General features: G+C 49.2%; 30 protein-coding genes and 4 pseudogenes. 26 read left to right on the top strand and 8 right to left on the bottom strand.

Translation table 11 applies throughout. The features are described from left to right. Positions 1 to 32: 32 nt before the first annotated feature. The 5 genes and pseudogenes from RY075_RS08915 to RY075_RS08935 form a co-directional block, all read right to left on the bottom strand. On the bottom strand, positions 33 to 752 hold the full coding sequence (locus tag RY075_RS08915) for a 3'-5' exonuclease (RefSeq protein WP_338628643.1): 720 nt from the start codon (positions 750 to 752) through the stop codon (positions 33 to 35). After that, positions 741 to 2,516 (bottom strand): annotated as a pseudogene (locus RY075_RS08920) (RecE family exodeoxyribonuclease); the annotation flags it as partial. The gene RY075_RS08915 and the pseudogene RY075_RS08920, both read right to left, overlap by 12 nt. 177 nt (positions 2,517 to 2,693) lie before the next feature. Then, positions 2,694 to 2,876, bottom strand: a complete 183-nt coding sequence (locus RY075_RS08925) for a DUF1482 family protein (RefSeq protein ID WP_069597476.1) — start codon at positions 2,874 to 2,876, stop codon at positions 2,694 to 2,696. Next, positions 2,873 to 2,995, bottom strand: a complete 123-nt coding sequence (locus RY075_RS08930; protein WP_257393914.1) for a hypothetical protein — start codon at positions 2,993 to 2,995, stop codon at positions 2,873 to 2,875. The genes RY075_RS08925 and RY075_RS08930 overlap by 4 nt, the downstream gene beginning before the upstream one ends. A gap of 282 nt (positions 2,996 to 3,277) precedes the next feature. Further along, on the bottom strand, positions 3,278 to 3,706 hold the full coding sequence (locus tag RY075_RS08935) for a helix-turn-helix domain-containing protein (RefSeq protein ID WP_081329663.1): 429 nt from the start codon (positions 3,704 to 3,706) through the stop codon (positions 3,278 to 3,280). 89 nt (positions 3,707 to 3,795) lie between these two features. Between RY075_RS08935 and RY075_RS08940 the strand changes: the two genes are divergently transcribed. From RY075_RS08940 to RY075_RS08970, 7 genes and pseudogenes are all read left to right on the top strand, one after another. Continuing rightward, the gene (locus RY075_RS08940; RefSeq protein ID WP_338628445.1) at positions 3,796 to 4,026 is read left to right on the top strand and encodes a YdaS family helix-turn-helix protein; all 231 of its coding nucleotides are present in this window, start codon (positions 3,796 to 3,798) and stop codon (positions 4,024 to 4,026) included. A 2-nt stretch (positions 4,027 to 4,028) separates the two neighbouring features. After that, positions 4,029 to 4,583: a toxin YdaT family protein gene (locus RY075_RS08945; protein WP_069597477.1), complete on the top strand. Its 555-nt coding sequence runs from the start codon at positions 4,029 to 4,031 to the stop codon at positions 4,581 to 4,583. A gap of 54 nt (positions 4,584 to 4,637) precedes the next feature. Further along, positions 4,638 to 4,724, top strand: a pseudogene (locus tag RY075_RS08950) (DUF1376 domain-containing protein); the annotation flags it as partial. Next, positions 4,721 to 4,807 (top strand): annotated as a pseudogene (locus RY075_RS08955) (hypothetical protein); the annotation flags it as partial. The pseudogenes RY075_RS08950 and RY075_RS08955, both read left to right, overlap by 4 nt. 163 nt (positions 4,808 to 4,970) lie before the next feature. Then, entirely contained in the window at positions 4,971 to 6,206 is a 1,236-nt protein-coding gene (locus RY075_RS08960) for a tyrosine-type recombinase/integrase (RefSeq protein WP_338628447.1), read from the top strand. 1 nt (position 6,207) lies between these two features. Continuing rightward, on the top strand, positions 6,208 to 6,438 hold the full coding sequence (locus RY075_RS08965; RefSeq protein WP_135516079.1) for an AlpA family phage regulatory protein: 231 nt from the start codon (positions 6,208 to 6,210) through the stop codon (positions 6,436 to 6,438). Positions 6,439 to 6,452: 14 nt separating this feature from the next. Further along, on the top strand, positions 6,453 to 7,370 hold the full coding sequence (locus tag RY075_RS08970; RefSeq protein ID WP_338628450.1) for a hypothetical protein: 918 nt from the start codon (positions 6,453 to 6,455) through the stop codon (positions 7,368 to 7,370). 52 nt (positions 7,371 to 7,422) lie between these two features. On the opposite strand, the gene RY075_RS08975 is transcribed toward RY075_RS08970, so the two are convergent. Next, positions 7,423 to 7,920 (bottom strand): hypothetical protein, encoded by a 498-nt coding sequence (locus RY075_RS08975; protein WP_338628451.1) that lies wholly within the window; start codon positions 7,918 to 7,920, stop codon positions 7,423 to 7,425. Between the two features lie 29 nt (positions 7,921 to 7,949). Beyond that, positions 7,950 to 8,135: a YlcI/YnfO family protein gene (locus RY075_RS08980; protein WP_135516082.1), complete on the bottom strand. Its 186-nt coding sequence runs from the start codon at positions 8,133 to 8,135 to the stop codon at positions 7,950 to 7,952. A 139-nt stretch (positions 8,136 to 8,274) separates the two neighbouring features. Here RY075_RS08980 and RY075_RS08985 point away from each other — a divergent pair, with 139 nt between their 5' ends. From RY075_RS08985 to RY075_RS09025, 9 genes are all read left to right on the top strand, one after another. Further along, a complete protein-coding gene (locus tag RY075_RS08985; RefSeq protein WP_338628452.1) occupies positions 8,275 to 8,562 on the top strand; it encodes a host cell division inhibitor Icd-like protein in 288 nt (95 codons plus the stop codon). Continuing rightward, complete coding sequence (locus RY075_RS08990; protein WP_135516084.1) at positions 8,555 to 8,734, top strand: hypothetical protein; 180 nt, start codon at positions 8,555 to 8,557, stop codon at positions 8,732 to 8,734. Before RY075_RS08985 ends, RY075_RS08990 begins: the two co-directional genes overlap by 8 nt. A gap of 5 nt (positions 8,735 to 8,739) precedes the next feature. After that, a complete protein-coding gene (locus tag RY075_RS08995; RefSeq protein WP_338628453.1) occupies positions 8,740 to 9,063 on the top strand; it encodes a DUF4222 domain-containing protein in 324 nt (107 codons plus the stop codon). Beyond that, entirely contained in the window at positions 9,060 to 10,469 is a 1,410-nt protein-coding gene (locus RY075_RS09000; RefSeq protein WP_338628455.1) for a helicase RepA family protein, read from the top strand. Before RY075_RS08995 ends, RY075_RS09000 begins: the two co-directional genes overlap by 4 nt. A 235-nt stretch (positions 10,470 to 10,704) precedes the next feature. Then, entirely contained in the window at positions 10,705 to 11,427 is a 723-nt protein-coding gene (locus tag RY075_RS09005) for a competence protein CoiA family protein (RefSeq protein ID WP_338628457.1), read from the top strand. Positions 11,428 to 11,669: 242 nt separating this feature from the next. Then, entirely contained in the window at positions 11,670 to 12,710 is a 1,041-nt protein-coding gene (locus tag RY075_RS09010) for a major capsid protein (RefSeq protein ID WP_338628459.1), read from the top strand. Between the two features lie 9 nt (positions 12,711 to 12,719). Further along, a complete protein-coding gene (locus RY075_RS09015) occupies positions 12,720 to 13,061 on the top strand; it encodes a head decoration protein (protein WP_023343864.1) in 342 nt (113 codons plus the stop codon). Positions 13,062 to 13,071: 10 nt separating this feature from the next. Further along, a complete protein-coding gene (locus tag RY075_RS09020; RefSeq protein ID WP_338628461.1) occupies positions 13,072 to 13,455 on the top strand; it encodes an AlpA family phage regulatory protein in 384 nt (127 codons plus the stop codon). 214 nt (positions 13,456 to 13,669) lie between these two features. Then, positions 13,670 to 14,179: a terminase small subunit gene (locus RY075_RS09025; RefSeq protein WP_248188522.1), complete on the top strand. Its 510-nt coding sequence runs from the start codon at positions 13,670 to 13,672 to the stop codon at positions 14,177 to 14,179. Positions 14,180 to 14,338: 159 nt separating this feature from the next. Here RY075_RS09025 and RY075_RS09030 read toward each other — a convergent pair whose 3' ends face one another. Continuing rightward, a complete protein-coding gene (locus RY075_RS09030; protein ID WP_248192927.1) occupies positions 14,339 to 15,547 on the bottom strand; it encodes a HEPN domain-containing protein in 1,209 nt (402 codons plus the stop codon). A 137-nt stretch (positions 15,548 to 15,684) separates the two neighbouring features. Here RY075_RS09030 and RY075_RS09035 point away from each other — a divergent pair. The 10 genes and pseudogenes from RY075_RS09035 to RY075_RS09080 all read left to right on the top strand — a co-directional run. Beyond that, positions 15,685 to 16,473: pseudogene (locus RY075_RS09035) on the top strand (major capsid protein); the annotation flags it as partial. 45 nt (positions 16,474 to 16,518) lie between these two features. Beyond that, on the top strand, positions 16,519 to 16,932 hold the full coding sequence (gene gpFI, locus RY075_RS09040) for a DNA-packaging protein FI (protein ID WP_058677644.1): 414 nt from the start codon (positions 16,519 to 16,521) through the stop codon (positions 16,930 to 16,932). Between the two features lie 11 nt (positions 16,933 to 16,943). Next, positions 16,944 to 17,297, top strand: coding sequence for a head-tail joining protein (locus tag RY075_RS09045; protein ID WP_338628464.1), 354 nt, complete (start codon positions 16,944 to 16,946; stop codon positions 17,295 to 17,297). 9 nt (positions 17,298 to 17,306) lie between these two features. Beyond that, positions 17,307 to 17,891, top strand: coding sequence for a phage tail protein (locus RY075_RS09050; RefSeq protein ID WP_338628465.1), 585 nt, complete (start codon positions 17,307 to 17,309; stop codon positions 17,889 to 17,891). Further along, positions 17,888 to 18,286 carry a phage minor tail U family protein gene (locus RY075_RS09055; RefSeq protein WP_040017196.1) on the top strand — a complete coding sequence of 133 codons (399 nt, stop codon included), beginning with the start codon at positions 17,888 to 17,890 and terminating at the stop codon, positions 18,284 to 18,286. The genes RY075_RS09050 and RY075_RS09055 overlap by 4 nt, the downstream gene beginning before the upstream one ends. A gap of 6 nt (positions 18,287 to 18,292) precedes the next feature. Continuing rightward, positions 18,293 to 19,036, top strand: a complete 744-nt coding sequence (locus tag RY075_RS09060; RefSeq protein WP_049134813.1) for a phage tail protein — start codon at positions 18,293 to 18,295, stop codon at positions 19,034 to 19,036. 10 nt (positions 19,037 to 19,046) lie between these two features. After that, positions 19,047 to 19,478: a phage minor tail protein G gene (locus RY075_RS09065; protein WP_338628466.1), complete on the top strand. Its 432-nt coding sequence runs from the start codon at positions 19,047 to 19,049 to the stop codon at positions 19,476 to 19,478. A 50-nt stretch (positions 19,479 to 19,528) separates the two neighbouring features. Next, positions 19,529 to 19,801, top strand: coding sequence for a phage tail assembly protein T (locus RY075_RS09070; RefSeq protein WP_049134815.1), 273 nt, complete (start codon positions 19,529 to 19,531; stop codon positions 19,799 to 19,801). Next, a complete protein-coding gene (locus tag RY075_RS09075) occupies positions 19,785 to 22,922 on the top strand; it encodes a phage tail tape measure protein (protein WP_338628468.1) in 3,138 nt (1,045 codons plus the stop codon). Before RY075_RS09070 ends, RY075_RS09075 begins: the two co-directional genes overlap by 17 nt. Further along, a complete protein-coding gene (locus RY075_RS09080; RefSeq protein ID WP_001704112.1) occupies positions 22,919 to 23,257 on the top strand; it encodes a phage tail protein in 339 nt (112 codons plus the stop codon). The genes RY075_RS09075 and RY075_RS09080 overlap by 4 nt, the downstream gene beginning before the upstream one ends. The last annotated feature ends 39 nt before the right edge of the window (positions 23,258 to 23,296 follow it).

Here is a 23,296-nt window from a genome sequence, read left to right on the forward strand (position 1 = left end):
CCATATTCGGGCCATATTCTGAAATTAAAAAATCAGTGTTCAGTCAGAAGCTGCCAGATTGCTGACACGTATTTGACCTGATGAAGAGCATCCGAAATAGCCTTGTGAGGTTCTCCCTCAAATGGGATCTCATAGCGAGGCTTGCAGCCAACGGCTTTACCCAACTCGACAATGGTTCTTACATCCCGGTTATTCCAGAACTTCCATGGGCAGGGGATCCCCGTCCGGTCATAAGATGCCTCGAGCAGGACATTGTCATAAGTGGCACCATTACCCCAGACCTGAACAGAATCTGGGCCGTTAACCGCATTCTCGCCTATAAACTCATTTAGCTGCAGTAATGCATCATCGAGCGGAATAGCGTCATCCATTACCAACTCAGAGCGCGCTTCGGGCGAAGCTTTTAGCCAGAAGATAATGGTAGATGCATCCGGAACTCCGCCGCTGGCCATGGCTGATTCCAGGCTAATAACTTTGTAAAATTCCGAACCGGTATTACCTGTTGATGGATCAAAGAACACGGCTCCGATAGATACGACTGGTGAATCAGCTTTTTTACCAAAAGCTTCAATGTCGATCATAAGGTGTGTATAGAGCATTTCAGGCTCGGCATGATTATGATGACCGGAATCATTATTTATGGAAGTTGTGCTGCTATAAGTTTCAGTAGCGCCTGCGCCTGAGATAGTTTCTTCCGTGCCTTCTGATAACGCAGTACCGTCCGGGGTTTCATCATTGCCAGTTTCTTCCATCTGCACATTATCAACGTACTCCGCCGCGGTATTTTGTTGGACATTTACAGCGTTGCTGGTGGCCAGCCCTTCAATAGAAAAAAGACCATTACCAACTTTTTCGAGAACCGGCAGCGTGCCGCCATCGACTTGTGCACCTTCATTCTGGCCACCAGTTTCAAAAGCAGAATCAGTCACTATCTCGTTTGTCCAGCTCACCTCAGGGTTATGGCGCGCAGCCGCAAGAGTTTCGTCTGATGGAGCAGAATGGTTGCTTTCAGTCAGATTCGCGTTAATGAATCCGCTGAGACGTGCCGGATACAGGTAATGCTCTGGGTGAGCGCTGCGGATAAGTGCAAAGATAGCTGCACGCGAGTAGTCCAAAACCCCCGGAGTTGCGCGAAGAGCTCTAGACCATTCTTTGAATGGACTTTCTTTTTTACTAACGATCTCTTTTGCCCGACGGAAAACACCACCAGGGATATCATAAATGTTGAAATCCATTGGTAACGTGGCCAGCGCAATCTCTAAATCGAGAGTGTCGAGATCATGTTTAAGGTCAGGGTTTCTGTCGGTCTTGTTGCCTCCGCCAGCATTCGTACCGCTTTCAGTACGCTGTATTTCTGCAATGCGATTGCCTTTGGCCCATTCTTTTACCAGCAGGCCGCGGTCAATGTAATCAGTCGCCGCCCAGATTCTGGTGAAACGGAGAACCAAAGCGAGTTCGTGACGCTTTTCCTGTCCAAACACTTTGCGAATGGCATCGGTATAGCGCCACAGGTCTTTGGTGTCGTAACCCTTAACCTGTTCGCAGTTTTCTGCCGCCAGCAGCAGGTTCTGGACATAGCTATTGTCAGTGTCCATCTCCAGCGCGCTGATACCTTCGTATTCATCGCGTGTAATGTGGTGGCGCAGTTCGTCGGAGTTGAACTGGGCGAGTAGCTGCTTGCGAAAGGGCATGCGAACGACTGGATAACGTGTGGTCTCGTCATCATTCTCGTCAATCTGGATACCGTTATCAGGTTCAAGACCCTGACCTGCTATAACGCCAGTGTCGCTGGTGCTTTCAGATTTCAGAAGGGGAAATTTGCCGCTGCGCCAGGCTTCCACTATTTGGTTGCGATCGCTGGCATCTGCTTTAGCCCAGTCAGCCAAGAATGCAGCGATATCATTAGTTTCGTGCGTTTCATCTGGCGCGAATACCTGCTTAACCGCCTGAACGAGTTTCCACTCAGCGTTCAGGCTGAGTTCGGCAACTTCAGGGATGTTGCTCTTCGCCAGCAGCAGGTTCTGAAGATAGGTGTTGCCTTCATCCAGTGACATTTCGCTGGCAGCCAGTTGCTGCTCTTTTGTGATGTGTGATTGATACTTGTCGCTGGTCAGGTGAACGGCAAAACGTACTGCTGGAGTGCGGTTTTCAAGTGGGACACTCTCGACGGTGGTTTCAACTGTAGTGGTCGCTTCCTGAGCGGCAGTGGTGTTGTCCACGGCTCCAGTAGACTCAGCACCAGCCTTTGGCAGCCAGGTGCGTCCATCATCCTGCAGTTCGTAGCGTTTGCACCAGGTGTAATCTACTGTGCTTTCTTCCGGCAGGTCGTTGTAAACAGGGAAATCGGTACGGACAGGTTTGCTATAATCCTTGCCCCGGCCGGTTTCAATGCCAGCATCTTCCAGCTCAACATCCAGCTGTAAATTGGCTCGCGCTTCTGATTTAGCAGTGAACCAGATAACGGCATCTTCTTTGCCGGATTTCTGCGTTGCCTTGATTAAATGAAAGAATTCCATATCGGGTCCTTAATTTTGGTTGTAAGATACCCGCAGCTAGTGATTGCCGCCTTGGGTAGTGGTCATTGGTCAAAACTCGATTCCGGAAAGCTTTGGTCGGCTGACCGGGTACTTAACCCGCCTTGCGCGGGTTTTGTGCTTTTAGGGGGCTGGTAACAGCCATTGGTCATAACTCGATTAAAATTTGAAAGCAGGCTGTTGGTCTCCAGCCGGTTTATATGGGTAACACTCTCCTTTAATGTGCTGCTCTTTGGCAGCTGCATCACAGCCAGATTCGGTTTGGTATACACCTAGCATGATGTCTGAGCATTCCCCGGTGAGGGCACAGACGGTAACGATCAGAGCAAATAACGAGCTCATACTTTTAGCTCTGGATTGCCTTTTTGGGCCAGTAAGTAGCAAAGCTTACGAACCAGAACTTCAAACAGATTTAAGCGTACGGCTTGGCAGCCAGCTCTTTTGCGTGCGAAATCGATCATGGTTAACTCCTGTGTGCCTTTAACGCCAGGCTGGCGGAACGGTAAACCTGCTGCGCGATTGTCTTGCCATCTCATCCGGTGTTTCGTATGCCACCGGCAGCTACTTCGTGGGCGTCCTGCCTTGATGACTGATTTTCTAAAATCAGGCTACAAATAAATATACCATAGGTCAAGTTGAAATTGATAAATAACATACCAGTAATGGTTTGTCTTATCAGCTTTTGGAGGGTGTACGCGCAAAAAAAGCCGCTTATAGCGGCCTTTAACGATACATTTTGAAGGTTATGGCTGAGGATCTATTTTTCTTTTACGTAAAAATTCCGCCATAAACGCATCGAGCTCTTCAAGCCGGGTTTTGGCTAAGGAAATGAATCTATCCTGCTCGGCTTCCGGAAGTTGATCAAAAACTTCTAATAGTGCTGATTGGTGGGGGGTTAAAACTGTTTTACTCTGCGTTAGAGAAGCAACGTGCTGCTCTTCTTCATCAGTCATGAAAAACCAATAAAGAGGCTTTCCAAGGGCTTCAGGCAAGAGAACCAGTTTCTCCTTGCGCGGGAAAATCCCTGAGTTACACCAATGGCTAACGGTTTGCGAGTTGACGCCTATCCGGCGCCCCAGTTCAGATTGAGAAATGCCTGCCTCATCAATAGCTCTTTGCAAACGTTCTTCAAAGTTCATTTTCAGTTCCAAATCTAACCAGTTGTCCAGCATACAAAGTTTCTTTTCAAATGTGGCTAGTTAAATTTCTTGACATTGATAAGTAAATTATCAAGTATGTGGTATGGAATTTAGGAGGCTCAATGAACCATAACATTCAAAATAAGATTATTTCTCTGTGTGGCAGCCAATCAGAGCTGGCTCGCCGCTTAGGTAAAAACTCGCAGACTGTATCTGTCTGGTTTCGTACTCAGGTAGCTAGCACAGAGGTTTTAAACGCATGCAGAGCTTTGGATTGGGAAGTCACCCCGCATGAATTACGTCCAGACCTCTATCCCAACGCAACAGATGGTTTACCTCAGAAGGAGGCTTAATCATGCAGTCAGCTACATATCAACATCATAACCAACGCTTGGCCGGACCGCTGAAAACTCAAAATCAATTTATGGCGCATCGGCGAGACAGCTTTAAGCACCGTTCAATACAGGTTGCAGTTCGAGAGTGGGAATCAACTTTGCCCGGTCAGGCGCAGGAAAAAATCGCTCAGCTGGTGGCTGAGCAGTGGGCGAAGGAAGGGGGCCGCGGCATCGCGGTCAATAAGCAGAATTTATTCCGCTATCTGAAAAATGAAGGAGGGTCGGAGAAATATACTGCTTACGTTATGCAGCTGTCGGGCGCAATCCTCGCAGCTATGCCTATTGAGATAGCCAGAAAGCATGGACTCAGTAACGCCAGAACGGAAGCTGAGCTGGTGGCGAATGCAATCAAAGAATGCAGTGAGGCGCATCAAGCTAAGTTGCTGGGCGTCCCCCTTCAAAAGCTTGAAAAAGAAATTCGTGAAGCGGCAATCGCTTTGTTCAACATGTTACCTGCTGACGCGGCGGGACCACTACTGGCGAGCATCAGCGCCGTAGCGCCGCAATTTTTTTAATCGAGTTTTGAGCAATAACCATTACGTACCGGGAAACCGGAGAAGGGAGTAACCATGGCAGCTCTGCCTTACATGCAACTTTACATTGCTGATTACCTGGCGGACACCATGCATCTGTCTACAGAAGAGCATGGCGCATATCGCCGATTGTCTCCGGGAAAGTGATTCGTTCACGTGGTGGCAGCACGTCGGAATTTACGCCGGGGTATGTGAAGCCAAAGCACTTAGCATGGCTTTCTGAGGCTTTCGTATAGTTGCTAGTTTTTGCACTTAATTGTCTGATAACTATGGTTAAGTTTTTCTGGCGCTTTCACTGGATTTTCCTCGTTTTCTGTGCGTTGCAATCACCTCTGTATTGCAGCTTGTATTGCTTTTTGGGGGCTAAAAATGGCTGGTGAGAACAAATTGAGCGACAAGTCGCTTAAGGGATATCTGGGAAAATCCAGAGAAAAGCAGATCACTGTAGCGGATGGGAAGGGTCTTTCCGTTCGTGTGAGTAAGAAGGGGGCTGTGAGTTTTGTTTTCTTCTACAGGTTAGCTGGTGGTCTGACTGCCCCGGTCTGGTTAACGCTAGGTAAGTATCCGGATATGTCGCTAAAACAAGCCAGGGAGAAGCGGGATGAGTGCCGGGCGTGGCTTGCAGAGAAACGAGATCCACGCATACAGATAAAGATTCAGTCCGAGGAGCGTCTTAGGCCGGTTACTGTTCAGGACGCTCTCTGTTACTGGTACGAAAATTACTGCAAGGTTCGTCGCAAAACCCATGCTGTAACTCTGGGCCGCTTTCGTAAACATGTTTTTCCCTTTATCGGGCATCTGCCTGTAAATGACACTCATCTTTATGAATGGCTCGACTGTTTTGACCGGATTAAACGAAATGCACCTGTTATGGCCGCTTATGTATTTTCTGACACAAAACTGGCACTTCGTTTTTGCCGGGTTCGCCAGTACGCAACCTGCGATGCACTAAAGGACTTGCGCATGACCGATGTTGGCCAGGCGGCAGGTAAGCGTGATCGGGTTCTCGATGAGGCCGAGTTAGGGCAGCTCTGGAAAGCTATCTTTGTTGAACCTGATATCAAGTTAATGTCCGAATACGCCAGGAAAATGTTTGTTCTGTGCACGGTTTTCGGATGCCGCATGAGTGAGGCCCGGTTATCAGAATGGAAGGAATGGGATCGAAAAAACTGGGTATGGTCCGTACCAAAAGAACATTCAAAAACTGGAGTGGAAATTGTAAGGCCAGTACCCGAAGTCCTGAGGCAGTGGATAACGGACGTCTACGAAGAAACAAAGCATTCTGGCTATGTGCTGGGTAGCCTGCGTATCAGGGAAAGCGTAAGCAAAATTGGTGGAAAAATTGGTAAGCGGCTGGGCCACGAAAAGCAATGGTCTCTACATGATCTCAGGCGAACGCTTTCAACCCATCTAAGTGATTTGGGCGTTGAGTTTCATGTCGTGGAGCAGCTGTTAGGCCACGCATTACCTGGTGTGGCGGGTATTTATAACCGAAGTAAATTTATGGCGAAGAAACTGGACGCGTTAGAACTCTGGATGACATACCTCAATAGCATCTCAGGTGCTGAGTCAAAAGTGACAATCCTCAAACAAAAGGCTGGTTAACATGAAAAAAATGGCAGTTGTTGATAAAAAGGGTCTCGAGTACATTCCTAACATTGACCGTATGATCCGTGAGAAAGAGTGTCGGGAACTGACTACACTTGCGAACAGCACGCGCTGGAAGCTGGAGAAGGAAGGGAAGTTTCCCAAACGTATTAAGATTGGTGCTACAGCTGTTGCATATCGCCTCTCTGAAGTTCAGGCATGGATTCGAGGTGATTGGATAGAGACATAATATTTGGAGAATCAATGACTAGAATTATTAATACTTTGTGCCCTTATAGCCTTATCCCATTAAGCCAAATAGAACAAAATGGAGAGCATGTTGTATTGGCTGGGTTAGGCGCGCCGGAAAGTTTTACTGTTAATGCATCAAAAGAAGAAAATACTCGAATTAACAATTTACTGGATGAGCCATTCCTAGGGATGGGAATAATAAAATTAATTTCATCTATCTCTGGTCTTCAATCAAGGAGTGGTGTAGTTAAGCCATTCTTCAATGGTGTTACAGGGAATGGAGAAGAGGTGCTTGTTAGGATGTCTCCAAGTGAAGTGACATTGAAAGTTAAAATTCCAGTCGTAAAGGATGCGAATGGTGATATTGTTGCAGTGACTGGTTACGAAGATGAGGTACAAAATACTTTGTCTTCAATTACTAAAAAATATGAGGCTAAAGGATTTACTGTAAGAACTTCAGATCCTCTAAATCGTGAGGCTGAAGTTGCACTTAACTTCAATTTGGACCTTGATTTATTAAATTATCAATATTTGAAGGTGGCTTATCTTACGATGGTCTACGTTTTTGGAGATATAGGAATTAAGTGCTCAGTTGCAAATGAAATCAGAAATATCATTCTGAATAAGTTACCAATACCTCAGTTTTTAAAAGGCGTCCGTTCTCTGCCATGGGATGTTAGTGAGTTCCCGTTTCTACCAAGAATTGACATTCATAAACATATTGTTGCAAGTTTTAACCTGGGTGCTGAAATATTTTGTGTGGTGTCGTTTTTTGGTACATTCAATAAAATATTTATGATTGAAAATGAGTTCGTCAATAAGGAGGATATCTTTGGTGAGATCTACGAAATAGACTATAAGACAAGAAAGATAAATAGAAAGGACTTTCCTCAGCACTTTACTGAGATTGCAGATGATATGAAATTTTAATCGTTAGCTTTAAATCAACTGATTTGAGAAAGCACTCAAATCAGTTGGTGGTTTATGGGGATATTTTTAGCAATGTATTGTTATATTGTAATCTGCAGTACAAATTATTAAAGATCGTACTGTTTTTTTCAGGGTCAATATTTCTTTGGATTAAGTGTTGAAGGTTTGCACAATACTTATCATGCTCAATGCTGTTCTGTATTCCATCCTTGAAAAGGATAGTCGTAACAATTATAGCGAAAATAATACATACAAAGAAACAAAAAAACATTGCTTTCTTATTGATTTCTGAATTTACAACGCTTGTCACTCCTGCTCTATAAATACATACAAGGCCAAATGAAATAATAAACCCGTCCAGCATGAGTAATACGGGGTCAGCGTATTTTAATAAAGGCTGGGCAAAGAAAGCCATTCCGAAGCTAAGTATTACATATGAATAAAAAAAAGCTGAAAAATAAGCCTTGCGCTTCTCTAAAGCATTAATCTCCTGATTTGTCGGGATTTTATTGATTTCCGCATCTAAGTATCTAAAAAAATTACGTAGCATTTATTACATTCCTTACTAGGAATTACTTGTCAATGATCTTTGTATTTTACATTTGAGTTACGCAATTTCTCTCGACATGCTTCTTTTACCCATGAACTGAAGTTTCCTGCTCCGGCGGCAGCGTTGATCTGTTCAAGTAAATCGTCTTCGAAACGAATGTTTTTTTTGGTGCTACCTGAGCGTTCAAAAGCAGCTTTCGAATTTTTATCTTGCATTGGTACGTACCGTTAGGTTAGGCTGGAATTCCCATGGTACGTACCAAATTGATTTTGTGCAACCATGAAATTATCGAGGCCCGGTAGTGCGCTAACACTGACCGGGCCTCTAACCTAACCGTTAACTGGAGTAACGACTATGGCTGGAACACAGCATACACAAACTCATCCCAAATTTACATGGCTATTCCTTGGCACTCCGAATGGCCACGCCTGCACCCCCGTAGTTCTGCGCACCGTCGCCGAGACCGAAGATACTGCCCGCGAAGCGTTCTGCGGCTGGAAGTTAACCTTTGCCGCAAAAATTCGAACCGAAAGCCCGCTTTCAGTGTCGTTTATGGACCCTGAAAGCCAAATCCTTTGGAGCATTCTGGGTAGCGATCCTTACAGCACAGATGCCGTGCCAATGGAGGTGCGTAATGCATAAGTCCGACTTACCCGCAGATTACGAGATTCGCGTACTGGTGACGGTTAAAAACGGTCAGGTTACAGAGCGCCGCCTTCGTCCGAATGAAATCGTGGCCACACCGGAAGGTTTTATTCAGGCTGTTCGTCAGGCTGCTGATGCACACGGTTTAACTGCTACCAACAAGGAATAAATTTCATGGTGAAAAAATTAAATCGGGCACAGCCTGAGGGCATCGCTCAACCAAAAATCGAGCTTAACAGCCGCTGGAAAGATTCTCGCGGGGAAAAAATTACTGTCACAGGCGTAACGGATAGCCGTATTACGTATGTCCGGGATGGATACTCCCATGAGTGTGTTTTTTCTGAGTACCGGTTCCGAAATGAATTTATTTACCTTCCTGTGGAAAGCCGGGATTGGCAGGAGGCAGTAAAAGCAAATGGGCGTAAAAAAGTCGCTGCTTTGCGATCTTCTCTGCCGCTGAGTGTTGGATCTGACGGATGGGATAAGGGGCTGAAATGAAGAACGCACCGAACCTGAAACACCTGCCAAAGGAAAAATTCACTGAAGCCGTTATCTTTGCCGGGTCTGATGCATACGCCCATGCCAGGGGATGGGAAGAGGGTCTTGGTAAACAGATCGCCGAAGACACTATCCCTCCCATTTACCTTGGGCCAAAACAGTTGGCAGAGCTCGATAACCTGCGCATTGTGGATTATGGCCGTCGTGCCGCGCGCATATATCTGGCCGGGAATATTGAGCCTATCCAGATTAATAATATTGCCGAAAAACTGGCTCTGGCTGGTGTGCAGGATGCCAAATTGTACAAAGGCATTCCCGACCAGGAGCCGGAGGACTGGAGAGAATATCTTTCCCGTCTGCGCGAGCAGGTTGAAGTCTCTATACGGGAGGAGTCATTGCGGCATAGCCTTCCATTAAGCGTGGGCTCTGATGGGTACGATCAGGAGCAGGATTATACGTTAAAGAGTTATCTGCCCTCTAACAGCCTGAGCAGTATCTACGGCCCGAGCGGTTCATATAAAAGTTTTCTGGCGGTGTCCTGGGCTTGCCACGTTGCGGCCGGGATTAAATGGGCCGGAAAGTCAGTATCAGCTGGCGCAGTAATGTACGTAGTGGGTGAAGGTGGTATTGGCGTCCCGCGGAGAATAAAGGCGTGGGAGAAAAAATATGGTGTGAAACTGAATAACCTGTATCTGGTCAACCGTCCGGTTTTCCCGGTCCGCCGTGAGGAAATGCAGGAGATGATCAAAGCTGCGCGTGATGTTAAGTCCAGAACGGGCCAGCCGGTTCGCCTGATTGTCGTCGATACGCTGGCACGGTGCTTCGGTGGTAACGATGAAAACGATGCTCGTGACATGGGGGCGTTTATCGAAGGCTGCGACGTCATCAAGCGTGAGACTGGCGCCACGTTGCTGGTGGTGCATCATTCAGGAAAAGACGATACCAAAGGCGCACGTGGTTCCAGTGCTTTCAGGGCTGCGCTCGATGCTGAGTTCAATGTCCGGCGCGAGGGCGATGGTGGGGCGATAATCCTGACCTGTACGAAGATGAAAGATGCGGAGGAGCCGAAACAGGCCGCATTCGATCTGCGTCCGATCGAACTGTTCACCGATCGTGATGGTGAACTTATTTCGTCGCTGGTGGTGCAGGACCTGCCACGAGAGGCGCGAGAACCTGATCCAGAACTGGCTGATATCAAGCACCTGACCGGGAACCACGCTGCACTCTGGCAGTCAATCCGGAGCCGAAAAGCCAAAGGTGAACCGTGTAATGTCTCTGTTATACGTGATGATATTACTACTCTGTTTGGAGAGAACGGCCGCAAAGGCTTTAAACGCTGGCTGGATAAACTCGTCAGGGAAAATATTATCTTTATCAATGATTCAGGAGATATCACGATAATTTAACCCGAAAAGTGCGGCAAGTAATGCGCGGAGTGCGCGAAATGATTATAAAATGGACACTCGCCGCACTTTTTACGTATATATACAAAGAAAGTGCGCGGATTGGCATTAACCACTCGCAAACCCGCACCAATACTGGCTTAAAGCACTGCGCGGGGTTTGTTCGGTTGCGCACTGAAGTGCGCGAGATAAAAGTGCGTCATAAAGTGCGCATGGTGCGGAAATTGAAGGAGGGATTATGTTGACTGCGCTAAATAGGCAAATAATCGTATTTGCCTCGGAATCACAAAAATCAGACTCGCCGTTCCATTGCCCGGAGTGTGGGAAAGAGGTGACCCTGAAAAAGGGAACGGTAATGACCCATCATTTTGCTCACAAACCACCTGTGACTTGTTACTACGGTGCTGGTGAATCAGAGCTTCACCGAAAAGCAAAGCTGGAAATTTTTGAAACCCTCCGGGGTAATGGTTTCGTAAATAGTGCTGAAATAGAAAAATCCTTTGGCGATGTTCGTGCTGATATATTTGCATATATTAAAGGTGTTCCTGTTGCTATCGAAGTCCAGCGCAGCACTTTAACCCCACAGCAGATTTATGATCGAACTAGGTCGTACAGCCAGAAGGGGATCTATGTTCTTTGGCTCGGTCTTCCAGATAAGCGGCATGATGAGGATAGATTCATTCCCAAATGGTGGGAAAAATGGATCCATGCCGCTTACTTTGGGCAGGTTTTCTACTGGTATGAAAGGGAGTTTGTAACACCTATAAAATTCGGCATAGCAACAACCTACGTTGAAGCAACAGATTGGGGGGGCGGTTATACGCGAACGCTTAAACGCTATAAGGTGCCTCAAAAGGGTAAAGCTGTAAGTATTGTCGACGCATTTGGTCCGAAAATTGGTACGGCGTGGTTTTGTAGCACTTTCACTTTGCCAGAAAGAAGGATTTTTACTCAGATTTAAAATTTGCAGTTTGGGAATAAAAAGCGGGCCGAACTTAGGCCCGCTTTGGTAATTACCGATTTTTACATGGTGTTATTTGGAGGGTATAACGGAGCTGACGATATCAGATATATTATGCTCTGAAATTATACCAAGTTAACTTTATACATTATTGCACTCCATTGCATACCCCCATACCACCTTTTGCAGTGATAGCATTATCACTGTAACGGACTCAATTTGTATTTTTAATGAGGTAAAGTATGTCAGGTTTATACACGCCAGCGGCACTTGTCCGGGTTGTAAGTGCCGAGGATATTCAGAAACAACTCAAAACACTGTTCACAGATTTATTCTTTACCCGTGCGGTAACGTTCGAAACCCGCGATATTATTCTGGACACTATCGACGATCCAAATATCCCTATCGCTGCATTCTGTTCGCCAATGGTAGGCAGTAAAGTGGCACGCGATGAGGGTTATGAATCGAAATCTATCCGCCCGGGGTACATGAAGCCCAAAAGCAGCATTGATCCGAATAAACTGGCCGTTCGTCCGGCGGGTGTAACCCCTGAGCAATACAGCTCGCTCGATGCACGAAATATTAAAGTCAAACAGGCCATACTGAAGCAATCCATTGCTATCCGGGCGCGTATTGAATGGCTGGCTGTCCAGGCAGTTACTACCGGGAAAAATATCATTGAAGGAGAAGGGATCGAACGCTACGAACTGGACTGGAATATCAAATCCCAGAACATGATCACTCAGGCTGGTGGCGCTGCTTGGTCAGGTAAAGACAAAGCGACATTTGATCCAAATGACGACATTGAAACCTACTCAGAACTGAGCGAAGGCGTTACTAATATCATCATTATGGGCGGGAATGTCTGGAAGAAATACCGCTCATTCAAAGCGATCAAAGATGTACTCGATACACGTCGCGGCTCTAATGCCCAGCTTGAAACCGCACTGAAAGACCTGGGCGATTCAGTGAGCTTTAAGGGCTATATGGGCGACGTTGCAATCGTCGTTTACAGCGGTCGCTATACCGACGAAGACGGCACAGAAAAATATTTCCTTGACCCGGATTTGATGGTGCTGGGTAACACTGCGCTACAGGGCATTGTAGCTTATGGTGGAATTCAGGATCCCGAACTCATCCGCATGGGCATCACCAAAGCAGAACTTGCGCCCAGGAATTACATCGTACCTGGTGACCCGGCAATTGAATATGTTCAGACGCATTCCGCACCGCAACCAATCCCGGCCCGCATTAACCGTTTTGTCACCGTTCGTGTGGCTTAAGGAGCATTCATGACTGCAAATTACATTGAGCTGGTGGCCGGCACTGAAGCGCTGGTATCTACGCTGGGGATTTTTGCTGGTGGGAAAGGCGTAATCCCTGCGCTGACACCGCTGATGCAGGATGCGACTACTGGTGCTCTGGTTGCATGGGATGGCGTTAAAGCAGGGCAAGCTGTTTATGTGTCCTGCTTCAGCGTCGATACCGCAAGCCAGACACAGGCCCAGGTCTACAAGACTGGTGTGCTGAATGTCGATGCACTCAACTGGCCGGAAGAGGTTACAACTCTCTCGGCAAAGATTGCCGCCTTTGTTGGTTCGGGTATTTCTGTTCAACCTCTGGCGCACGTGTGAGGAGATAACGATGAAAGTTAAAGACAAAAGCCTGATGGCAACCGCCGATGCTCTCTATCCGGATCCGGTAGTGAACGAGCTGCATGAGCTCGCAGACAAGATGAAAGTCAGTGAGCGCCTGGTTGATATGAATCAGGTGATAGAACTCACCACACTAAGCCGACGTACATTGCTCAACCTCGAAGCTCGAGGCGAGTTTCCGGTGCGTGTACAGGTCACTGAAGGGCGTAAGGCATGGTATCTGAGCGAAGTTATCGAGTGGATCAATAACATTCCTCGCAGCTCTGAGACATGTCAGGTCCCTGTGCCCGTCAAACCAGATGCGTCACTATGCCTCAAGGCTGAGCGAGTTCGCCGACAGGCCCAGAACGGCAAAAGCAAGCTGATCGGCTAGGTGAGTCAGCCCGATTGACCCGGCGAAAGTGCGCGGGTCCTTTCGGGCAGTTTGGCTTACTACGGGGCGGCGACCTCGCGAAAAAGCGCTATTTATGAGATTTTCTGAGATGCTGGTGGTGGTGTTGTTGTTCCTTTTATCCTGCTGATTCCATTTGTTTTTCTCACTTCAATACACCCACTTATGCATCAAGTAAAACAGTCCAGAGGTGAAAATGACTCAACATCTGCTCAATAAAAAGAATATGGCGAAAAGCTGCAAGGTTGGCGTAACGGCTTTCGACAAGTGGGGCGTAGAGCCGGTAGAGCGAGCCGGGCGCGAAGCGTTTTATGATGTGGCAAGCGTTGTACGTAACAGGATTGATAATGAGCTAAGTAAAATTGTGGAGCAGGCAGGTGATATAGATGATGCTGAACTTTTGAAGGCAAGGATCCGCCTGACTAATGCCCAGGCTGACGCTCAAGAGCTTAAGAACGCCCGGGAAACTGGTGAAGTTATCGACACTGAATTCGCCACTTATGTGCTGGCAAAACTTGCTGCAGAAATCGGTTCAATCATGGACAGTCTACCATTGACGATTAACCGTAAGTTTCCTGATTTGGAGCCGCGTTTCTCCAATGCTATTAAAATTGAGGTTAACCGGGCGGTAAATCGAGCGTCGGCTGTGGGAGAGCTTATTCCTGAGTTGGCTGAGAAGTATATCGAAGAGAATCAGAAAAATTGATTGCATGGCAGATGCTACAATCATGAAAAATAAAATGCATCGGATGAGAATTCACATGCGGATATAAGTTTAGTATTATTCATAATACATCTGGGCTAGGGTTTTATTTAGAGCATAAGAATTAACCCCTCACCTTATAAATATAAAGTGAGGGTTAGGTTAGTTGTTTAAGTTTGCAATTTCTTTGCCGAGGGCTGTTTGCAAAAGTTCCCGAGCATAGTTAAGCATATAGCTATCTTCATGTTCTATCTTATTTATGACGCCGTGAACGATTTTTGACCTTATTGTGTAAATCTTGTTGAAGGCATCTTTGATATTTTTTCTTTGTCTAATGTTTTTTCCAATAAGGTAAGCACACCGATCACCTAATGTCTTTGTTAACCCCCCCTGATCCTGATCATCTCCAAAAATAGCTTCTAATCCCATACATAGCTGGAGGAATGCCATAACTGAATCTTCATTAGCATACGAAGTTATATACCAGTCAATAGCCATTTTTATACGTCTGGCTTCATTTGAGGAGTCTTTATATAACTGGCTGGACTTTTGTGTTATTACATCTATATATTCTTCAAGGGTTTTATCCAGCGCAGCGTTTATCTCAAGGCGACTTATAAATCTGGATATGCCTATTGGTAAAACCTCTGAGTATGGTAGGAGGGGATAAGTTCTATCGACAATTTTTACAGAGTATTTAGTTATCATATGCGCATCAATTGCGTTTATAAGCCCTAATCCATTCATAAGTGGAGGGTTGATATTACTTTGATCTTTTAAATTGATGGCCTTTGTTTTTATCATGAAATAAAAGAATATATTTAATTTTTGTATGTACTCTCTCAGTATGTCATTTTTGGAAAAAGGAGAGTAAAATCCTTCACCTTCAAAATTAATACAGGTGATCTCCTTGGATTTTGTCGCGAACAATCCTATTGATTCTACTTCTTTATCAAGGGAAATTATTATTCCATCATGATTGGAACATGCGGGTAAAAGCATATTGTGCAGTTTGAAAGTAATTGATAAATTCGCGGGTGTGTTTTTGAATGCATCTGAGATGAAATCCGTTAATTCATCGAGGTTGTCTTTAGGCATTTCATTTAAATAAAATGGTTGTTCACCAGTGTCAACTTCTTTCATTTTTTCGAAATAATAATTTATTGCATGAAGAAACGTTAATGCACACTGAGAACTGTCAATTTTAAAAGATACCTTTCTCTTGTTTAATTCGGTGGCTATCTCTGAAAAATTTCTCGATGTGTATTCACAATATGGGAATGAATTTAGTAGATAGGTCTTGAGTAATTCACTGTTAACCAGTTTTTTTATCTTTTGTTCAGATTTGATATGCATCTCTCTTTTGTTCACTGTGGCTTACTCCGAAGCATTCAAAGAGTTAAATTCTCTGTATTGCAGTGTGTATTGCAATCAAGATAGTTAACCATAATTAATATTGTTTTTTTCTTTCACAGTCAATCTCATAGCTACTTATTTGACTCATGTAGCCAAAACACGAAGTGAATCCGCTGATGACCCTTCGCCGCCTGCCTGATGAAGATCCACAGAATCTGGCCGACCCTGCCTATCGCCGCCGACGCATCATTCTTCAGAACATGAAAGATGAAGAGCTTGCAATTGCGCAGGTAGAAGAAAAGCAGGCCGTTGCTGCAGTCCTCAGTGGTAAATACACCATGACCGGGGAAGCGTTTGAGCCGGTTGAAGTTGATATGGGACGCAGTGCCGGTAACAACATCACCCAGGCGGGTGCAGCAGCCTGGTCTTCTCGCGACAAAAAAACGTACGACCCGATCGATGATATTGAAGCGTACGCGCTTAACGCCAGCGGTGTGGTCAACATTATCGTCTTCGATCCAAAGGGCTGGGCGCTGTTCCGCTCCTTTGACGCGGTGAAGGAAAAGCTGGATACGCGTCGTGGTTCGAGCTCTGAGCTGGAAACCGCCGTGAAAGACCTGGGAATGGCCGTCTCTTATAAGGGGATGTATGGCGACGTGGCCATTGTTGTGTACTCCGGTCAGTACATCGAGGATGACGTCAAAAAGAACTACCTGCCGGATCTGACAATGGTGCTGGGAAATACCCAGGCGCGCGGTCTGCGTACCTATGGCTGCATTCTGGATGCAGATGCACAGCGCGAAGGCATTAATGCTTCAACGCGCTATCCGAAAAACTGGGTGCAAACGGGCGACCCGGCTCGCGAGTTCACCATGATTCAGTCAGCTCCGCTGATGTTGCTGCCAGATCCGGACGCGTTCGTTTCAGTCAAGCTGGCATAACTTTCCCCAGTGGCCCTGTTGGGCCACATTTCTGGAGTATTTCCCATGACAGAAAAAGAAACCCTTATCGCCCGACTGAAAGAGCTGGGCGTAAAGCTTGATCGTGAGGTCAACGTAACAGGCACCATCCAGGAGCTTACGTTACGTATTTCTGAGTTCGAAGAGGAACTCGACGAAGACGGAGAAGAGGGCGCTTTGGTGTCCGTTGCCAGCACTACTGCTATCAGCACATCGGGCCAGCCCGGCCCAGAGAACACCTGTGGCTCAATTACCGAGAATCCTGCGTCAAATGAACCCGGCGAGCTGGTGGCGGTTGAGACACTGGTGACCTTGCACATTCATGCACTTCACGCCACACGCAACGAGTCCCTCTCTATTGTTGAGCCTGGTGTCGTTATTCGCGTGACCGACGCGGAGGCTACCGAACTGATTTCTCAGGGGCTGGCCCGGGAAGTCTGACAGGGGGGCTAATGGCTGATTTCGATAATCTTTTTGATGAAGCGATGGCGCGCGCGGATACCACTATACGTGGAGTGATGGGCGCAGAGGCAAGGATAACCTCTGGATCTTTATCCGGCGTCACGCTCCGCGGGGTCTTTGACGATTCAGAGAACATCGGTTTCGCAGAAGCGGGGACCAGAATTGACGGAACCAAGCCGACATTTTTTGTGAACTCATCGGATGTAAGCGGGCTGGAACGTCTGGACACGCTGAAGGTAAACGGGCGTGAATTTTGGGTTGATCGCGTGGGCCCGGATGATTGCGGTTCCTGCCATGTATGGCTGGGTAGTGGATCACCTCCCGGCGGATCGCGGCGTCGTTAAGGAGCATTCATGTCGTTAAAAGGTCTTGAGCAGGCGATTGCTAACCTGGATAGCCTGGACAGAAATATGGTTCCCAATGCCAGCGCATGGGCTGTGAACCGGGTTGCTGCTAATGGCGTCTCGGTTGCCGTCCGAAGGGTGGCGAAAGAAACGGTAGCCGGTGATAACCGCGTTTCGGGGATACCCGTAAAGCTGGTCAGACAAAGGGTGCGAATCAATAAAGCCTCGGCGTCAGGGCACTCAGCGGCCCGAATTAAGGTTAATCGGGGCAACCTTCCCGCCATTAAACTCGGTGCCGCGCAGGTCAGAGCGACGAACCGAAAAGGCCCGCTGGTTCGAAAAAGTAGCGTGCTGAGAATTGGCCGATATGTTTTTCGCGACGCCTTTATCCAGCGTCTGGCGAACGGACGCTGGCACGTCATGAAGCGCATTGCAGGAAAAAGTCGTTATCCCATCGACGTGGTCAAAATCCCATTGTCCGCGCCCCTCACCACTGCTTTCGAAGCAGAGAAGAAACGCATGCTTGAAGAGGAAATGCCAAAACAACTTGGCTATGCCCTAAGGCAACAACTGAGGTTGCATCTGACACGATGAAACACACTCTCATTCGCCAGAAAATTATTGATGTGCTTGAAGAGGCCATCGGGAACGACGTCATGTTTTTTGACGGGCGCCCGGCTGTCATTGAGGAGGAAGATTTTCCTGCCGTAGCGGTCTATCTGACCGATGCGGAGTATACCGGCGAAGAACTTGATGCCGATATGTGGGCGGCAACGTTACATATCGAGGTCTTCCTGTCCTCGCAGGTACCAGATTCCGAACTGGATGAATGGATGGAAAGCCATATCTATCCGGCCCTCGCTGATGTTCCCGGCCTCGATTCACTGTTAACGCTCATGGTTCCACAAGGCTTCGATTACCAGCGCGATGATGCGATGGGGCTGTGGACTTCCGCCGATATGAAATATTCAATCACTTACGAAATGTGAGGAAACATGCCAACACCAAATCCACTTGCTCCTGTAAAAGGGGCCGGTACTACGCTCTGGCTTTACACCGGAACGGGCAACGCTTTCGCTAACCCACTCTCTGATATCGACTGGAATCGCCTGGCGAAAATCAAAGAACTTACCCCGGGTGAAATGACCGCCGAATCTTATGACGACACTTACCTCGACGACGAGGATGCCGACTGGAACGCCACCGCCCAAGGGGCAAAATCTGCTGGCGATACCTCGTTCACCCTCGCCTGGAAGCCGGGCGAAGAAGGGCAAAAAGACCTGGTCGCATGGTTTATTGATGGCTCAGTACGCTATTACAAAATCAAATACCCTAACGGTACCGTCGACGTTTTCCGCGGCTGGTGCAGCAGCCTGGGTAAAGCCATTCCGGCAAAAGAGGTCATTACCCGTACAGCGAAAATCACCAATACCGGCAAGCCGGAGCTGGCTGAAGAAAGCGGGACCCCGAATATCCCCGTGACCGGCGTTACGCTCGATAAAGCCACGGCAAGCGTGGTCGTGGGCGCAACCACAACGCTCAATGTGACGGTTAACCCTGCCAGTGCCTCAGATACCTCGTTCCGCGTGGCAACCTCCGACGGGGCAAAAGCAACGGTCACCGTTACCGGCAACGCGATCACCGTCACCGGCGTGGCGGCAGGCACCGCTGACGTTATTGTTATGACCAGCGATGGTAATTTCGTTGCGGTCTGCAAAGTCACCGTAACTGCTGCGTAAGGAAGGTCGCATGTTTCTGAAAAAAGAGAAGTTCAACTGGCAAACAGAATCCCTGACCATCTTCGAGCTGTCGGCGCTGCAGCGTATTGAATACATCACGTTTATGGCCACAGAGGAAAAGACCGTCAGCGCTGACAGCGAAGGCATCAGCGATCAGGAAATGACGGCCAGGCTGATTGGCTCAAATATTCGCTGCGGTGCGCGTCTGATCGCGATGTCTTTGTGGCATAACGATCCGGCTGGCACGGATGTGGAAACGCTTTATCAGCAGGTGCTTAGCGGCTGGCCGCCGGAGGCAATCGGTAAAGCAGAAATGCAAATAAAGTTGCTTTCCGGCATGCTCGTTCCGGTTGATGATGACAACGCTGCCGATCCAGATGCCTCAGCGGAGGCCAAAAGCGCAGAACCCGTTTCGGCGGAAAAGCCCTTGCCAGCGAGCTGAAGTTTGTCCTGAATCTGGCGCGCGAGTTCGGGCGACCCGACTGGCGCGCCATGCTGGCTGGAATGACTTCCAGTGAGCTGGGCGACTGGCACCAGTTCTACCGGGAGCATTATTTTCAGGACGCGCAGCTCGATGCGCATTTCTCAGAGCTGCTTTATTCCATCTCAACTCTTTTCTTCCGCGATCCGGAACTTACCCCCGCACATTTCAGCCTGCTTTCTCCTTCGGGTGTCGTCGTCAGCGATGATGAGCCGAACGACGAGACGCTGATGACCGCCGCCGAGGGGATCACAGGAGGTATCCGTTATGGCCCAGCAGATTAGCGATCTGGTTATCAAGCTGGATGTTGACCGCGCCACCTTCAGCGAGCAGGTCGCCCGAATCAAAGGGCAACTGACAGGAATGGCGGATGAGTCTGATAAAGTTCAGGCGCGAATGCAGCGCGCAGCGGACCGTCAGAGCGCGGCACTAAAGAGCGTGGGCGACGCTGGTGCAGCTGCAGCTACAGAAATGAAAGCCCGACAGTCTGCCGCCACGGAAGGGCTGACAAAAGACTGGCAGAGCGTTTCTAAGTCCGTTGATGAAACTCACCGCCGTGTGACCGAGCTTAATCAGCGCATGCGTGAAAATGACGGGCAGTCCGCAGCGCTTGCCCGCCGACAGGATGAACTGGCGGCATCATTTTTCCGTCAGATTGACGGCGTTCGCCAGCTCAATGGTGAAACACAGTCGCTTGCGAACGTGCAGGCGCGCTTTCGCGCAGCCAGGGCGCAGGGCAATATCACCCAGCAGGATTATCTTGCCCTTATTTCCCGCACCACGGCCCGGCAAAAAGAACTTCAGATCGTGGAGGAAAAATCGGCCGCTGCGCGTACGCGATTCCTCAGCCAGTTGAAGCAACAGGTTGCAGAGCAAAAACTCTCCGGTACCGAGTTGCTGCGCATGAAGGCGGCGCAGGTTGGTGCCAGCGATGCGGCTGAAGTCTATATCCGCAAGCTCGAAGCTGCCAAAGTTGCCACGCACGGTCTGGGGCTGCAAAGTGCTGCCGCACGGCAGGAGCTGGGGATACTGATCGGCGAGGTTATGCGCGGTAACTTTGGCGCGCTGCGCGGATCCGGTATCACGCTGGCTAACCGGGCAGGGTGGATAGACCAGCTTCTGTCGCTGCGCGGTCTTGGGATCGCAGGGATGGTCGGTGGGATTGCCGCGGCGGTATTCGGGCTGGGTAAGGCCTGGTATGACGGCAGCAAAGAGTCTGAGGAATTTAACAGGCAGCTGATCCTGACCGGGAACTACGCGGGGAAAACGTCAGGGCAGCTTCAGGCGCTGGCGCGCTCGCTGGCCGGTAATGGCATGACGCAGCATGCCGCTGCAGGCGTGCTGGCGCAGGTCGTTGGAAGCGGCGCGTTCAGCGGTAATGACGTCAGCCTGGTCAGCAATGTTGCCGCCAGGCTGCAGCAGGCTACCGGACAGGCCGTAGACGAAACCATAAATCAGTTTAAACGCCTGAAGGATGATCCGGTAAACGCGGTCGCGACGCTCAACGATTCCCTTCATTTTCTGACAGCCACCCAGTATGAACAGATAGCTTCTGCTCAGGCGCTGGGGGATTCTCAGAAGGCCGCCGAGCTGGCCATGCGGGCATATTCCGACGCGGTCATTCAGCGCGCCGGTGCGGTCGAGGATAATCTCGGATCCCTCGAAAAAGCCTGGAACTGGGTGAAGAATGCCGCCTCCGGTGCGTGGGATGCGATGCTGGGCGTCGGGCGTAATCCTGACACCGCGATGAAGCGCCAGGACTCTTTTGCTGAATGGCAGGCAGCAGAGAAAGAGTACCGCGCGCTGTCCAGCAATCTTAAGGTCGACCCGGATTATGCCGGTAACAACGTTCTGCAGAAAGCTGATGCGGAAAGGTTGAGAAACGCACGCCAGCAGGTGGAGCTGAAAAAGCAGGCTTACGATCTTGCCGATCAGCAATACGCCCAGGAAGGGCTGGCAGCCGCGCGGGAAAAAATGCGAACGGACCAGCAGGCCCAGGCAATCCGCAGCCAGCAGCAGTTTAACCAGCTGGTGGAGTCCGGCGCGACGGCGGCAGAAAAGCGGGCTTCAGCAGAGAAAAAGCTCAGTCAGCTTATTGAGAAAAACCGCCAGGATGCGAAAGACGGTGTCGCCACGCTATGGACTGAAAAGGACATTGCCGCGGCCCGCGCCGGGATTGAAAAGCAGTGGAAGGATCCTAAAACGCCGAAAGGCAAAAGCTACTCAACGCCCGCCGGGGACAAAGCCGAGGAAAAGGCGCAGGCCGAACTTCTCACCCTTCAGGCCCAGCTTAAAACGCTTGAGCAGCATACCAGCGTGAACGACGTCATAAGTAAACAGCGTCAGGATCTCTGGCAGACTGAAAATCAGTTCACCGTTCTGCAGGAGGCCGCGGGGCGTCGTCAGCTTACGGCGCAGGAAAAATCTCTGCTGGCGCATAAGGAAGAAACGCTCGAGTACAAGCGGCAGCTGGCCGACCTAGGCGATAAGGTTGCCAGCCAGCAAAAGCTCAACCAGCTGGCCGATCAGACCGTAAAGTTTGAGCAGCAGCAAAAAGCCGCCAGGGCGGGCCTGCAGGCTCAGTCTGAGGGGGTATCAACCCGGGAAGCCGGCCGACAAAATACGCTGCATCGTCTCAGCGAAAGCTATTCGTACAACCCTCAGGCGCAGCAAAAGGTTCTGGAAGAGCAAAGGGCGACGTTCGAGGCTGAAGATGCCCTGCGTGCAAACTGGCTGGCCGGTGCGAAACAGGGCTGGGCCGAATATCAGGATTCAGCGACAAATGTTTTCAGCTCTGTTCAGCAGATTTCGCAGGCTACGTTCAGCGGGCTGGCGGGCCAGCTTACCAGCCTGACGACAACCGGGAAGGCGAGCTTCAGGGACTTCACCAGCTCGATCCTTAAAATGATTGTGTCTGTTATCAACCAGCTGCTGGTGGCTTATACCATCCAGAGTGCAATGGGCTGGGTTAGCGGCGGGGCGAAAACCTCCTCTGCTGGTCAGTCCTTCGCGGTCACGTCATACCGGCCACAAGGTTTTGACGTGGGCGGTTTTACCGGGCACGGCGGCAAGTACGAGCCAGCCGGTATCGTTCACCGCGGGGAATTCGTCTTCACCAAAGAATCAACCAGCCGCATCGGCGTGGCAAATCTCTATCGCCTGATGCGCGGGTACGCCACGGGGGGACTGGTCGGCGGCGGGAGCGCAGCCGGTGCTGGCATGGGCGGGATCAGTGTTTATGCCCCAGTCAGCATCAGCCAGCAGGGGAGTGACGGAAGCATAAATCAGGCGAACGCCACGGGGACGGCGAAACAGCTGCAGGCGATTGTTCAGCAGACAATCACCGAGCGACTGAAAAAAGAAATGTCCGCAGGCGGCGTGCTTTATTCGAGGAGGACACAGTGACGGACACGTTTACCTGGCGCACGCGAAAAACAGCGCAGGGCACTGAAACAGCCCGAACGCTGCAGGCCCAGTTCGGGGATGGCTACAAACAGATAGCGGGGATGGGGATCAACGACAAACAGGAAACGTGGAACCTGGACTGGACGGGCACCAGACAGGAGGCGGCTGCGCTGCGCGCTTTCCTGATGTCTCACGTTACTAAATCGTTCTGGTGGACCACTCCATGGGGTGAAAAAAAGCTGTTCAGAATGAAGGCCGATTCGTTCAGCGTTTCTTTCCCTACCGGGAAAAAAGCCACAGTGGCCTTCACTTTTGAACAGGCGTTCGCGCCCTGATTTTCTCGACAAACACTGAAAGCTGCCTCCGGGCGGCTT

This window comes from Enterobacter sp. JJBC, assembly GCF_036936505.1.
GTDB classification, from domain to species: Bacteria; Pseudomonadota; Gammaproteobacteria; order Enterobacterales; family Enterobacteriaceae; genus Enterobacter; species Enterobacter hormaechei_C.

Excerpts from the sequence above, each read along its gene's own strand:
- RY075_RS08915 (WP_338628643.1), bottom strand. The coding sequence starts at position 752 with ATGGAAGAAACTGGCAATGATGAAACCCCGGACGGTACTGCGTTATCA.
- RY075_RS08930 (WP_257393914.1), bottom strand. The coding sequence starts at position 2,995 with ATGATCGATTTCGCACGCAAAAGAGCTGGCTGCCAAGCCGTACGCTTA.
- RY075_RS09020 (WP_338628461.1), top strand. The coding sequence starts at position 13,072 with ATGAAAGTTAAAGACAAAAGCCTGATGGCAACCGCCGATGCTCTCTAT.
- RY075_RS08970 (WP_338628450.1), top strand. The coding sequence starts at position 6,453 with ATGACTAGAATTATTAATACTTTGTGCCCTTATAGCCTTATCCCATTA.
- RY075_RS09045 (WP_338628464.1), top strand. The coding sequence starts at position 16,944 with ATGGCTGATTTCGATAATCTTTTTGATGAAGCGATGGCGCGCGCGGAT.
- RY075_RS09005 (WP_338628457.1), top strand. The coding sequence starts at position 10,705 with ATGTTGACTGCGCTAAATAGGCAAATAATCGTATTTGCCTCGGAATCA.
- RY075_RS08945 (WP_069597477.1), top strand. The coding sequence starts at position 4,029 with ATGCAGTCAGCTACATATCAACATCATAACCAACGCTTGGCCGGACCG.
- RY075_RS09075 (WP_338628468.1), top strand. The coding sequence starts at position 19,785 with ATGGCCCAGCAGATTAGCGATCTGGTTATCAAGCTGGATGTTGACCGC.
- RY075_RS08990 (WP_135516084.1), top strand. The coding sequence starts at position 8,555 with ATGCATAAGTCCGACTTACCCGCAGATTACGAGATTCGCGTACTGGTG.
- RY075_RS08975 (WP_338628451.1), bottom strand. The coding sequence starts at position 7,920 with ATGCTACGTAATTTTTTTAGATACTTAGATGCGGAAATCAATAAAATC.
- RY075_RS08980 (WP_135516082.1), bottom strand. The coding sequence starts at position 8,135 with ATGCAAGATAAAAATTCGAAAGCTGCTTTTGAACGCTCAGGTAGCACC.
- RY075_RS08935 (WP_081329663.1), bottom strand. The coding sequence starts at position 3,706 with ATGCTGGACAACTGGTTAGATTTGGAACTGAAAATGAACTTTGAAGAA.
- RY075_RS09065 (WP_338628466.1), top strand. The coding sequence starts at position 19,047 with ATGTTTCTGAAAAAAGAGAAGTTCAACTGGCAAACAGAATCCCTGACC.
- RY075_RS09055 (WP_040017196.1), top strand. The coding sequence starts at position 17,888 with ATGAAACACACTCTCATTCGCCAGAAAATTATTGATGTGCTTGAAGAG.
- gpFI (WP_058677644.1), top strand. The coding sequence starts at position 16,519 with ATGACAGAAAAAGAAACCCTTATCGCCCGACTGAAAGAGCTGGGCGTA.
- RY075_RS08985 (WP_338628452.1), top strand. The coding sequence starts at position 8,275 with ATGGCTGGAACACAGCATACACAAACTCATCCCAAATTTACATGGCTA.
- RY075_RS09060 (WP_049134813.1), top strand. The coding sequence starts at position 18,293 with ATGCCAACACCAAATCCACTTGCTCCTGTAAAAGGGGCCGGTACTACG.
- RY075_RS09025 (WP_248188522.1), top strand. The coding sequence starts at position 13,670 with ATGACTCAACATCTGCTCAATAAAAAGAATATGGCGAAAAGCTGCAAG.
- RY075_RS09000 (WP_338628455.1), top strand. The coding sequence starts at position 9,060 with ATGAAGAACGCACCGAACCTGAAACACCTGCCAAAGGAAAAATTCACT.
- RY075_RS08925 (WP_069597476.1), bottom strand. The coding sequence starts at position 2,876 with ATGAGCTCGTTATTTGCTCTGATCGTTACCGTCTGTGCCCTCACCGGG.
- RY075_RS09015 (WP_023343864.1), top strand. The coding sequence starts at position 12,720 with ATGACTGCAAATTACATTGAGCTGGTGGCCGGCACTGAAGCGCTGGTA.
- RY075_RS08940 (WP_338628445.1), top strand. The coding sequence starts at position 3,796 with ATGAACCATAACATTCAAAATAAGATTATTTCTCTGTGTGGCAGCCAA.
- RY075_RS09010 (WP_338628459.1), top strand. The coding sequence starts at position 11,670 with ATGTCAGGTTTATACACGCCAGCGGCACTTGTCCGGGTTGTAAGTGCC.
- RY075_RS08960 (WP_338628447.1), top strand. The coding sequence starts at position 4,971 with ATGGCTGGTGAGAACAAATTGAGCGACAAGTCGCTTAAGGGATATCTG.
- RY075_RS08965 (WP_135516079.1), top strand. The coding sequence starts at position 6,208 with ATGAAAAAAATGGCAGTTGTTGATAAAAAGGGTCTCGAGTACATTCCT.
- RY075_RS09070 (WP_049134815.1), top strand. The coding sequence starts at position 19,529 with ATGCTGGCTGGAATGACTTCCAGTGAGCTGGGCGACTGGCACCAGTTC.
- RY075_RS09050 (WP_338628465.1), top strand. The coding sequence starts at position 17,307 with ATGTCGTTAAAAGGTCTTGAGCAGGCGATTGCTAACCTGGATAGCCTG.
- RY075_RS08995 (WP_338628453.1), top strand. The coding sequence starts at position 8,740 with ATGGTGAAAAAATTAAATCGGGCACAGCCTGAGGGCATCGCTCAACCA.